The sequence below is a fragment of the Nocardioidaceae bacterium genome, assembly GCA_018672315.1.
Lineage (GTDB): Bacteria > Actinomycetota > Actinomycetes > Propionibacteriales > Nocardioidaceae > TYQ2.
Genome location: CP076053.1, coordinates 516,005 through 527,191, shown reverse-complemented (window position 1 = coordinate 527,191; position 11,187 = coordinate 516,005). Strand labels below are relative to the sequence as shown.

Annotated in this window: 9 protein-coding genes; 4 read left to right on the top strand and 5 right to left on the bottom strand. The window is 72.8% G+C overall.

The annotated features are described in order from the left end of the window. The 4 genes from KLP28_02480 to KLP28_02465 all read right to left on the bottom strand — a co-directional run bounded on the left by KLP28_02480 (position 1) and on the right by KLP28_02465 (position 5,568). A complete protein-coding gene (locus KLP28_02480) occupies positions 1-1,554 on the bottom strand; it encodes a CpaF family protein (protein QWC86750.1) in 1,554 nt (517 codons plus the stop codon). 17 nt (positions 1,555-1,571) lie between these two features. After that, on the bottom strand, positions 1,572-2,747 hold the full coding sequence (locus tag KLP28_02475) for an AAA family ATPase (GenBank protein QWC85656.1): 1,176 nt from the start codon (positions 2,745-2,747) through the stop codon (positions 1,572-1,574). A 3-nt stretch (positions 2,748-2,750) separates the two neighbouring features. Continuing rightward, complete coding sequence (gene cpaB / locus KLP28_02470; GenBank protein QWC85655.1) at positions 2,751-3,632, bottom strand: Flp pilus assembly protein CpaB; 882 nt, start codon at positions 3,630-3,632, stop codon at positions 2,751-2,753. Positions 3,633-3,783: 151 nt separating this feature from the next. Continuing rightward, on the bottom strand, positions 3,784-5,568 hold the full coding sequence (locus KLP28_02465) for an AMP-binding protein (GenBank protein QWC85654.1): 1,785 nt from the start codon (positions 5,566-5,568) through the stop codon (positions 3,784-3,786). 220 nt (positions 5,569-5,788) lie between these two features. Here KLP28_02465 and KLP28_02460 point away from each other — a divergent pair, with 220 nt between their 5' ends. Genes KLP28_02460 through KLP28_02445 form a run of 4 tightly spaced genes read left to right on the top strand, consistent with a single transcriptional unit; the run spans position 5,789 to position 8,938 of the window. Continuing rightward, the gene (locus KLP28_02460) at positions 5,789-6,238 is read left to right on the top strand and encodes an SRPBCC family protein (protein QWC85653.1); all 450 of its coding nucleotides are present in this window, start codon (positions 5,789-5,791) and stop codon (positions 6,236-6,238) included. 5 nt (positions 6,239-6,243) lie between these two features. Continuing rightward, positions 6,244-7,446, top strand: coding sequence for an ArsA family ATPase (locus KLP28_02455; GenBank protein ID QWC85652.1), 1,203 nt, complete (start codon positions 6,244-6,246; stop codon positions 7,444-7,446). Next, positions 7,443-7,988: a hypothetical protein gene (locus KLP28_02450; protein QWC85651.1), complete on the top strand. Its 546-nt coding sequence runs from the start codon at positions 7,443-7,445 to the stop codon at positions 7,986-7,988. Before KLP28_02455 ends, KLP28_02450 begins: the two co-directional genes overlap by 4 nt. Next, positions 7,961-8,938, top strand: coding sequence for an ROK family glucokinase (locus KLP28_02445; GenBank protein QWC86749.1), 978 nt, complete (start codon positions 7,961-7,963; stop codon positions 8,936-8,938). Before KLP28_02450 ends, KLP28_02445 begins: the two co-directional genes overlap by 28 nt. Positions 8,939-8,966: 28 nt before the next feature. Here KLP28_02445 and KLP28_02440 read toward each other — a convergent pair whose 3' ends face one another. Further along, positions 8,967-11,147, bottom strand: a complete 2,181-nt coding sequence (locus KLP28_02440) for a Tad domain-containing protein (protein QWC85650.1) — start codon at positions 11,145-11,147, stop codon at positions 8,967-8,969. Between the last annotated feature and the right edge of the window lie 40 nt (positions 11,148-11,187).

Genomic DNA, 11,187 nt, shown 5'->3' with positions numbered 1-11,187 from the left:
TCAGATCACCGCGTCCGGGGCGAAGGTCGAGGCGTCGACCGTGACGTTGCTGTGGGCCATCTTCTCGAGGAACTTCGGCCTAAGGCCGGTGCTGCGCAGACGGCCCATGCTGCGACCCTGGGCGTCGAAGCCGGCGGAGTGGTCGTAGACGAAGACGTCCTGCAGGGTGATGACGTCGCCCTCCATCCGCTCCACCTCGGTGATGTGGGTGATGTGGCGCGAGCCGTCTTTCAGGCGCGCCTGGTGCACGATCAGGTCGACCGCCGAGGCGACCTGCTCGCGGATGGCGCGCATCGGCAGGTCCATGCCGGCCATCAGCACCATGGTCTCCATGCGCGAGAGCGTGTCGCGGGGCCCGTTGGAGTGCAGCGAGCAGATGGAGCCGTCGTGTCCGGTGTTCATCGCCTGGAGCATGTCGAGCGCCGAGGCGTCGCGCACCTCTCCGACGATGATGCGGTCGGGCCGCATGCGCAGCGAGTTGCGCACCAGATCGCGGATGCTGACCGCGCCCTTGCCCTCGATGTTGGCGGGCCGGGACTCCAGGCGTACGACGTGCTCCTGCTTCAGCTGGAGCTCTGCCGCGTCCTCGATGGTGACGATGCGCTCGTCGGCCGGGATGAAGGAGCTCAGCACGTTCAGCGTTGTGGTCTTGCCGGCACCGGTACCGCCGGAGACGATCATGTTGAGGCGTCCGCGGACGCACGCGGCGAGGAAGTCGGCGGTCGCAGGACTCAGGGAACCGAAGGAGATGAGGTCGTCGACCGTCAGCGGGTCGGCGGCGAACTTGCGGATGGTGAGCGCGGAGCCGTCCAGGGCCAGGGGTGGCACGACCGCGTTGACGCGGCTGCCGTCGGGGAGACGGGCATCGACCATCGGGCTCGACTCGTCGACGCGGCGGCCGATCTGGGAGACGATCTTGTCGATGATGCGGCGCAGGTGCGCCTCGTCCTTGAAGCCGGACTCGACCTGCTCGAGACGGCCCCTGCGCTCGAGCCAGATGCTGCGCGGACCGTTGACCATGACCTCGGAGACCTCGTCGTCGCGCAGGTACTCCTCGATCGGCCCGTAGCCGAGGATGTCGTCGGATATGGCCTGGGTGATGACGGCCCGGTCGTTGCCCGAGAGCGGGGTCTCGGTGCGTCGCATGACGTCGCCGAGCACACTGCGTACGCGACCCTCGAGCTCGGTCTGGTCCATGCCGGCCTCGTAGAGCTCGGGTCCCAGCATCGAGAGCAGCTCGCGGTGCACCTTGTCCTTGATCTCGACGAGCCGGTCCTTGGCCCGGGTCGCAGACGCGCTGGCGCGGGCGGCGGCCGCGTCCTGCTGGGCCGTGGCCTGGGCCGCCTGGGCCGCCTGGGCCGCCTGGGCCGTCCCCTGCGCAGCCGCCTCAGGCGACGCCTGGGCAGGCACCTGGGCCGCGGTCGACCGCTCGGCCGCCTCGACGTCCGCCGTGGTCGCGGTCGCGGCGTCGGGGCTCGTCGGGGACGAGGCGCCGTCGGCTTCCGGGGTCGCGGGGCCGGGACGGCGTGCGGTCGTCCGCGTGGCGGCGGCGATGCGGTCCGAGAGGCTGCTCACCGGCGGCCCCCGAGCAGCTTGCCCCACCGGCTGCGTGCGGTCGGGGTCTCGGTGCCGTCCTGGGTGCCGACCGCGCTGAAGCGTCCGGCCAACGCGCCGAAGGCCGCGGTCACCGGGTGGTCGAGCCGACCGGAGAGGCGGTCGTCGCCCTCGTTGACCGAGCGGACGACGTCGGGGGAGACGGGCACCTCGACGGTGACCGACTGCCCGAGCAGCGCCTCGACCTTGTCCTTGGGGACCCCGTGCAGCTGGTCGGCCTTGTTCAGCACGAGCCACCGGTGTCCCGGCGCGATGTTGAGCAGGTCGAGCGTCTCGAGGGCGACCTTGAGGTTCTTCAGCGCCAGCACGTCCGGGGTGGCGACCAGCAGGCACTCGTCGCAGTCGTCGAGCGCCTGCAGCACCTGCTCGTCGAGCAACGGTCCGGTGTCGACGACGACGAAGTCGAACTGGTCCTTCAGCGTCGAGATCACCCCGGCGACAAGACGCGCGGAGATCTGGTCCTTCGCGTCGAGGCGCGGCGGGGCCGCCAGGACCGCGAGGTGGTCCGAGACCTTGGTCAGCAGCGGCTCGACGAGGTTCCAGTCGACGTGCGCCTCGGCGAGCACGGCGTCGAAGAGAGACCGCGTGGGCAGCTGGCCGAGAGCCAGCGCCACGTCGCCGAAGGACAGGTCGAGGTCGAGCACGACCACCCGCGACCCCGACCCGGCGAGCGCGGTCGCGACACCGGTGGCGGTGGTCGTCTTGCCGACCCCGCCCTTCGGCGAGTAGACGGTGAGGACGCGACCGGACCGTAGAGCGCGCTCGGAGCTCGCGCCGTGCAGGGAGGCCCACAGCGCCCGCGACCGCTCGACGGCCCGTTTGAGACCCGGGACGTCCTCGGTCTCGACGACCTCGCGGATGCCGGACTGCATGGCACCGGCCAGGGTGCTGGTCAGCGCGGACTCACGGACGAGCACCACGCTCAGCGCAGGACGCGAGAGGCGCAGCGAGTCGGCGAACATCATCGCCGCGCCCATCTCCAGGCCCGGCCCGAGCACCACGCAGTACTCGTCGGGCCGCTCCGAGAGCAGCGACAGTGCCGCGTCCAGCTCGTGGAGCACCGGGGCGCCCATCGGGAGGCCGGCGGACAGGGATGCCGCGACCGGCTTGGCGGGTTCGACCAGGATCGGCACGGTTCAGCCCCCCTCGGTCAGGGTCTCGTCGGAGGAGGCCGGGTCCGTGCCGGCGGCCTCGGTGTCGGTGTCGGTGTCCGTGTCGTCCTCGGTGTCGCTCTCCTCGCCCGCGGTGTCGACCGGTCCGAACCTGCCGCTGTCGCGCTTGGAGACCCGGAAGACGTTGTCGGAGTCCACACCCGAACCGGCCTCGACCTCGGAGTCCTCCGCGAGCAACGCGAAGGCCAGCTCGCCCATGCCCTGGGCGAACAGCAGCGTCTCGGCCTGGTCCTGGTCGACCGACAGCGTGAAGAGCGTGCGCGGCAGCTGCTCGGTCGTCGTGGCGCCGGTGCCCTCGGCGGTCACCGTCTGGGAGACCAGGGTGGTGGCGCCGACGGCCACGACCTCGACGTCGGGCAGCAGCAGCCGCGAAAAGCGCTCCCCGGTGTCCTCGGTGCCGGTGAGGAAGACGGCGACGCGGGCGCCGGGGTTCACGAAGCCGGCGACGCGGCCGGTGTCGGAGAGGTTCAACGAGATGGCGACGTGGCCGTCGCTGAGGGCCAGGCCGTTGCTCGTGGCGGCCGTCGTCGCGAACTTCGAGGCGAGGATCTGCTCACCGGGCGCGATCGGCACGACCGCGACCTGCCCCGACAGGGACGTCACGGCGTCCAGCGCGCCCGGGACGACCTGTCCCACGGGCACGGTCGAGCGCTGCACCTTGCCCGCGGTGACGGCGGCGTCGACGCTCTCACCGACGGCGATGGTGTCGACGGCCTTGAGCACCTGCACCTGCTCGAAGCCGGCGGCGGCACGGGCGTCGGCGCCCTTGACGTAGAGGAAGATCAGCAGCGTGCCGGCTCCCGCGATCGTCGCGGCGACGAGCATGAGGATCTTGCGACGGTCCATGGTGGCCTTCGTGGACGGAAGAGACCGACGGGTCTGCCGGTCCGGGACCTCCATGCTGAACGCGGAGCGCTGCGGCCGGGGGGAAACGACCGAATCGCCCCTGGCACGCGGGTAAAGATTCGACGGACCGCTGCCGGGGGCCCGGGTCGGCTCAGGGTGCGAAGAGCGCCTCGACCTCGGCGCCGTGGGCCTGGCTCACCCGCGTACGCCGCAGCTTCTGGCTGGCCGTCAGCTGACCGCCGTCCTCTGACCAGGTCACCGGCAGCACGGTGAAGCGGCGGACGGCCTCGGCCGGGGAGGACTCGGCGTTGAGCTCGTCGATCGCGCGTTGCAGCTCGGCGCGCAGCTCGGGTCGGCGCACCAGGTGTCGACGTCTGGTCGGCAGGTCCCGCTCGCGCGCCCACGCCACCACGGCGGGCTTGTCGAGGGTGAGCAGGGCGCCGAGGTAGGGGCGGCCGTCGCCGACGACCAGGCACTGGTCGACCAGCGGGTGCTGTCGCAGCTGGGACTCGAAGGGCTCGGGGGAGACCTGCTTGCCGCTGGCGAGCACGAGCAGCTCGCGGCGCCGACCGATGATGCGTACGTGCCCCTCGTGGCCGATCTCGGCCAGGTCCCCGGTGTGCAGCCATCCTGAGGACAGCACCGCGGCGGTGGCCTCCTCGTCGTGCCAGTAGCCGGCGAAGACCTGGGGGGCGGCAACGAGGAGCTCGCCGTCCTCGGCGACCCGCACCCTGACGCCCGGCAGAGGTCGGCCCACGGTGCCGATCCGCACGTCGCCCGGCACGTTCGCCGTCACGGCGGCAGCGGTCTCGGTGAGGCCGTACCCCTCGAGCACGGTGATGCCCGCGCCGTCGAGGAAGCGTGTGAGCCGCTCGCCCAGCGGGGCGCCGCCGCACAGCGCCCACCGGAGCCTGCCGCCCAGTGCGTCGCGGAAGCCGCTGAAGACCGCGCGCTCGTACCAGGCCTCGCGCCCGCGCAGCCACAGCGGGACCTCGCCGTCCTCCCGCGCCCGTGAGACGTCGATGGCGACCTGCACACCACGGTCGAAGCGACGCCCGTGACCGTCGGCGGTGGCGCGCTGGGAGACCGTGGTCACCAGGCGCTCGAAGAGGCGCGGGACGCCCAGCAGGAACGTCGGCTGCAGCGTGGCGAGGTCCTCGACGAGGCGGCGCACGTCCGAGAGGTGGGCGACAGGGGTGCCCGTACGCAGGGCGACCAGCTGCACCGTGCGGGCGAACACGTGGGCCAGCGGCAGGGCGATGACCGTCGCGGCCTCCGGGCCGGTGAGCGCCTCGAACTCGGCCGCCTGCACCTGCACCGAGGCGCACAGCTGCCGGTGGGTCAGCACGCACCCCTTGGGCGATCCGGTGGTGCCCGAGGTGAAGATCAGCGTCGCGACGTCCTCGGGGCGTACGGCATCGCGGCGCCGGTCCAGCTCGGCGTCGTCGAGCGGGGTCACCGCGACGTCGCGCTCCAGCCGCCCGGAGTGCCAGGACCAGCGGGAGAAGTCCGGGAGCGCCGAGGCGCCGCCCTCGGCGTCGAGCGTCGCGCTCCGGGAGGGGTCGTCGACGATCACGGCCCGCGCCCCGGTGCTCCTCATCACCGACGCGATCGTCGCGGCGTCCGCGGTGTCGAAGACGGCGACGGAGACGGCGCCGAGGTAGGACAGCGCCAGGTCGGCGACGGCCCAGCCGTAGCTCGCCCGTCCCCAGACCACGACGCGGTCCCCGGCGTCGATCCCGGCTCCGCCCAGCAGGGAGGCCGCCGCACGCACGTCGTCGTGGAAGGCGCGGGCGGTCACCTCGCTCCACCCGCTCGGGGCGGGGCGGCGGTAGAGCACCCGGTCCGGTGTCGCGCCCGCGACCAGCAGCAGGTCGTCGTGCACCCGCGCCCGCTGGTCGACGGCGGCGGTCTGGGGGCTGGCGAACTCGCGCACGCGGGCGCTCCTGGTCAGGTGCGGGGCGGGACGTCGGCCGGTCCGGTGCCGGGCCGGCCCGCCGAGATTAGCGGGTTCGCAGGCCTACGAGCGGGCAGGAAGGCAGGGACGGGCACGAGTTCTGCGTGGCGCCCCGGTGGCGTCCACGCGGCGTCCACGTGGACTAGGCTCCTGCCCCATCGATCAGGCCCGGACTTCACGCCCAGACTGGAGGCAGCACGTGGCTGAGCAGACGACGTCGAGCATCGTCATCGACGCGCCGCCGGAGGCGGTCATGGACGTCATCGCCGACTTCGAGTCCTACCCGCAGTGGGCGCACGGGGTGAAGAAGGCGGAGGTCGTCGAGCCCGGCTCGGACCCCAGCCGCCCCGACCGCGTCTACTTCGAGCTCGACGCGACCGCGGTGAAGGACCAGTACACGCTGTCCTACGACTGGTCCGAGCAGCAGGTCACCTGGCAGCTCGTCGAGGGCAAGATGCTCAAGGCGATGGACGGCGCGTACGTGCTGCGGCCCCGTGGTGAGGGCTCGGCGCAGAGCACCGAGGTGACGTACCGGTTGAAGGTCGACATCTCGATCCCGATGATCGGCATGATGAAGCGCAAGGCCGAGAAGGTCATCGTCGACACCGCTCTGAAGGGTCTGAAGAAGCGCGTCGAGGGGCGCGGCTGACCGGCGTGCGCACCATCCTGTTCACCGGCAAGGGCGGGGTGGGCAAGACCACCGCAGCCGCCGGCGCGGCCGCGCTCGCCGCCGAGCGGGGCAGCCGTACGCTCGTGGTCTCCACCGACGCCGCGCACTCCCTGGGGGATGCGTTCGGCTGCTGCGTGGGCCCGGAGCCGCTGCAGGTGGCGCCGGACCTCTTCGTGCAGCAGATCGATGCGCAGTCACGCTTCGAGCGGTCATGGGCGGAGGTGCAGAAGTACCTGCTCGCCGTGCTCGACGCCGCAGGCGTCGACCGCATCACCGCCGAGGAGCTGACCGTCATCCCGGGCGCCGAGGAGGTGCTGGCGCTGCTGGAGGTGCGTCAGCACGCTGTCTCCGGTGCGTGGGACACCGTCGTCGTCGACTGCGCCCCGACCGCGGAGACCCTGCGCCTGCTCGCGTTGCCCGAGGCGCTCAGCTGGTACATGGACCGGGTCTTCCCCGCCGAGCGCCGCCTGGTCAAGGCGCTGCGCCCGGTGCTGGTGAAGGCCACCGGGGTGCCGATGCCGGAGGACTCGGTCTTCGACGCCCTCGAGCGCCTCCACCGCGACCTGGAGCAGGTGCACGCCCTGCTGACCGGGCCCGACTCGAGCGTACGGCTGGTGCTGACCCCCGAGAGCGTCGTCGTCGCGGAGGCCCGGCGGGCCTTCACCTCGCTCTCGCTGTTCGGCTACCGCGTCGACGGCGTCGTGGCCAACCGCGTCTTCCCCGCCGACGGCGCCGACCCGTGGCGTGCCCGCTGGGTCGACGCGCAGCGCACCGTGCTGGAGGAGGTGCGGCAGTCCTTCGGCGGGCTCCCGCTGTGGAGCAGCCCCTACCTGCAGGCCGAGCCGTTGGGCGCCGAGGCGCTCGCGGACCTCGCACGCACCGTCTACGACGGCGGCGACCCGTTCGTGCCCGCCGGGCCGAGCCCCCTGGGCGTACGCAGGTCCGAGGGCGGCGCGGAGCTGCGCCTGGCCCTGCCCTTCGCCCAGCGCGGCGACGTCGACCTGGCCCGGCACGGCGACGAGCTGGTCGTGACGGTGTCGGGCTACCGGCGCCTGCTGACCCTGCCGGCCTGGTTGTCCAAGCAGCGCATCGTCGGAGCCGGGGTGGAGGGCGGAGCCCTGCGGGTTCGCTTCACCGAGGACGCCGCCGCTCCTCCGCGGGCGGCCGACGAGGGGAGGCCGGCGTGAGCGACGGACCCCCCGGACCGGACGGGACCGAGCACCCCGAGGTCGGCTCGGTCTCCGAGGAGGCCGCCAAGCTGATCGGAGCGCTCGGCGACTGGGCGAAGGACCATGGCAGCACGTACGCCGGTGCCGCGGCGGCGGGCGCCGGAGGCATGGGCGACGCGCTCCGCGAGGTCGACAGGCACCTGGCCACCGGGGCCGAGGAGTGTCGCTACTGCCCTGTCTGCCTCGTCGTCGCCAAGGTGCGCGCGACCTCTCCCGAGGTGCGCGAACACCTCTCCAGCGCCACGACGTCGTTGCTCGCGGCCGTCGCCGGGATGCTCGCCACCCCGGTCCCCGAGGACGCAGGCCGCCGGGGACCGGTGGAGAAGATCGACCTGGGCGGCGACGTCGACGGGAACGACGGGGGCGACGACTCCACAGGCCGTGACGGTGCGCCCTGGTGGGCCTCGCCGGGCACGAGCCCGCACGAGGAGGACGAACCGGGGCGACCGCCCACGCGACGGACGCGTCGAGCCTGCACCGACGAGGAGGAGTCGCCGTGACCGCCATCGGTATCGACGTCGGGGGCACGAAGATCGCCGGTGGCCTCGTCACCGCCGACGGGCAGGTGCTGGCCACGGGCCGCCGCCGCTCGCCGGCCAGTGACGTCAGCGCCATCAGCGACACCATCGCGGACCTGGTCCGCGAGCTGACCGAGCAGACCGAGGACGACGTCGTCGCGGTCGGTGTCGCGGCGGCCGGCTTCGTCGACCGCGACCGCACCACGCTCGTCTTCGCGCCGAACCTCGCCTGGCGGGACGTGCCCCTCAAGCAGGAGATGCAGGACCGGCTCGGGTTGCCCGTGGTGCTGGAGAACGACGCCAACGCCGCGGCCTGGGGCGAGTTCCGCTTCGGTGCCGCCGAGGACGCGGACGACCTGCTGCTGCTCACCGTCGGCACCGGTGTCGGCGGTGGCATCGTGCACGACGGTGTGCTGCTGCGCGGGGCGCGTGGCTTCGGCGCCGAGGTCGGACACGTGCAGGTGGTGCCCGAGGGGCGACCGTGCCCGTGCGGCGTACGCGGCTGCCTCGAGCAGTACGCCAGCGGATCCGCCCTGGTCACCGGGGCTCGCACCCGTGTCGCGGCCGGAGGGGACGGAGCCGCGGAGGTGATGTCCCGGCTCGCTCCCGGCGAGTCGCTGGACGGACCGTTCGTCACGACCCTCGCCCACGAGCGCAACCCGCTCGCGCTGGCGGCCTTCGACGACCTGGGTCACTGGTTGGGCGTCGGTGCCGCGACGATCGCGGCTGTGCTCGACCCGAGCGTCGTCGTGATCGGCGGGGGCGTCGTCGAGGCGGGCGACCTGCTCCTCGACCCGACCCGGCGAGCGCTGGCGTCACACCTGACGGCGTCGGACCACCGACCGGCCATCGAGGTGCGGCCGGCGACCCTGGGCAACGACGCCGGTGTCGTGGGCGCGGCGGACCTGGCCGCACGCAGCACCGACGGCTGAGCCGGGGCCGGGGCCGGGGCCGGCGGCGTCAGTCGATCAGCCGGACGATCGTCGGCAGGCCCGACTGCAGCGGGGCGGTGCCGTAGCGCTCCTCGGGTGCGATGGCGTACGGGCTGAAGATGAACGCCTGGATGCGGTCGATGGAGTTGCAGTTGCCGCCCTTGCCGTTGCAGGCGACGCCGTTGGTGCTGTCGAGGCTCAGCGAGACCGTGGCCCCCAGCGCGCTGACGCCGAGCACCTCGCTGGTGATGAAGGCGGGCACGAAGCGCAGCACCGGCTGCCAACCGTTGGACTTGTCGGGCACGACCGGCATCCAGATGAAGCGCGGTGAGTTCACGATGTCCTGGTCGAGCAGGGCCGGGCTCGCGAGCACGTCGTTCGTCAGCTGCTGCAGCGCGACGCCGTCGCTCAGGGGGTTGCCGTTCAGGTCCAGGCCGGTGAGGTAGCAGGAGAGCAGGTCGTTGTTCAGGGTGTGCCCGCCCAGCACGATGTTGGTGCCGCCGTTGCAGCCTGGTTTGGTGTCGCGCCGGGCCGCGTTGATGCGTCCGGTCAGCGAGCTGCTCCCGAGCAGGCCGTCGGCCACCTTCGGACCGTCGTTGCCGTTGCCGGACTTGTCGCCGGTGATGCAGTTGTTGCCGTCGCGTGGGGTGTCGTCGAGCAGCTCCCCGACGCGCGGGGTGGGCAGGCAGGTGAGGGCCGCGTACGCCGGGCCGAGCGGGTCGATGCGGTGGTCGAGTCCCTCGGAGATGTTGATCGGGAACGCCTTGGGGCCGTTGGACTCGTCGCGGCGGGGAGAGTTGAGCTGGCCGAAGTTGCCCTGGACCTGACCCAGGCAGGAGGTCGGGCGCGGGCTGACCACGAACTCGACGGGGTCGGAGACCGAGAAGGACGCGTTGCTCGCGATCGGGACCACGCGCACCTGCCAGGACCCGGGGACGTCGATGACGTCGCCGCCGGGGACGAGGGTCGCGGCGGGGCCGGTGAAGGGACCGTACTCGCGCACGGTCGCGCCCAGGGTGAAGCGCAGGCGGTAGGCCTGCCCGCCGGTGCCCGAGACCACGGCGACCACGGGCGTGCCGACGCCCTGCAGACCCGTGGGCGGAGTGAGGGAGACCAGGGTGGCGGGGCTCGGAGCGGGGGCGGGCGGGGTGGTCGGGTTCGGGGTCGGGCTGGGGGTCGGGCTGGGCGTGGGGCTCGGGGTGGGTGTCGGTGTGGGACGGGGCGTGGGAGACGGGGTCGGTGTCGGGCTCGGCGTGGGGGTCACCGGGGCGGTCACGGCCAGGGTGGCCGAGGCCATCGGCAGCAGCCCGGGGACACCGAGGTCGGAGACGCGGTAGACGTGCACGTCCCAGACGCCGGCGTTGTCGGTGACACGCCGGGGAACCGCGATCGTCTGCGACTCGCCGTTGTTGCCTCGCGCCTCGTAGGTGTTCGTCGCCGACGGGTAGACGGCGTCGCTGAGCAGTCCGCGTCGCAGGACGATGCGGTAGTTCTCCTTGTTGCCGAGCCCGTCGATGTCGACCTGGACCGAGGGCGTCGACCCCTGAGGCACGGACGCGGGCGTCACCACGACGCTGTCCCCGGCAGCGGCTCGGACGGCCCAGGCGGGCGCCGCCCGGTTGAGCCCGACGCCGACACCCAGACCGTCGCCGAGCCCCCCGAGGATCCCGCCGGCGAGGCCCTGGGCGCCGAAGATCGTCGTGGAGCCGTACCCGCAGCCGTCGGGCACCCAGAACGGCACAAGGGTGTCGCCGGGCGGCACTGCGGCGAAGGCCTGCACGGTGGCGTCGGCGGCGACGTCTGCCCCCGAGGAGCCGGCGACGCGGGCGAAACCGAAGTCGACCCGCGCCTGCGGGCTGCTGACGTGCATGACCTCACCGTTTGCGGTGAACCACACCGCCCCGCGGTCCCGCAGGGCCGTCGTCTGTCCGTTGGTCAGCAGCTCGGCGCCGCTGAGGTCGGTCTGGCCGGTCACGTCGTTCTCTGCGCGCGAGAGGTACTCGGCGACCTTGTTCGCCATCGCCGTGCGGGCGGCCGACGTGCGTGCCGGGAAGACCGCGGGCCGCTGTGCCGCACCCCATCCCGCCGCGGAGATGGCGGCCACGTCCACCTGAGTCTGTGCGCGACTCTGCCGCGACCACATGTTGCCCAGGTCGACCACGAGAGCGGCGACGACGAAGAGCAGCGAGGCCAGGATGGCGACGAACACCGCGACGGCGCCGTGCTCGTCGGAGGCTCGTCGCCCGCGG

Bases quoted from the DNA above. Each gene is read 5' to 3' on its own strand.
- cpaB (QWC85655.1), bottom strand. From the start codon at position 3,632: ATGGACCGTCGCAAGATCCTCATGCTCGTCGCCGCGACGATCGCGGGA.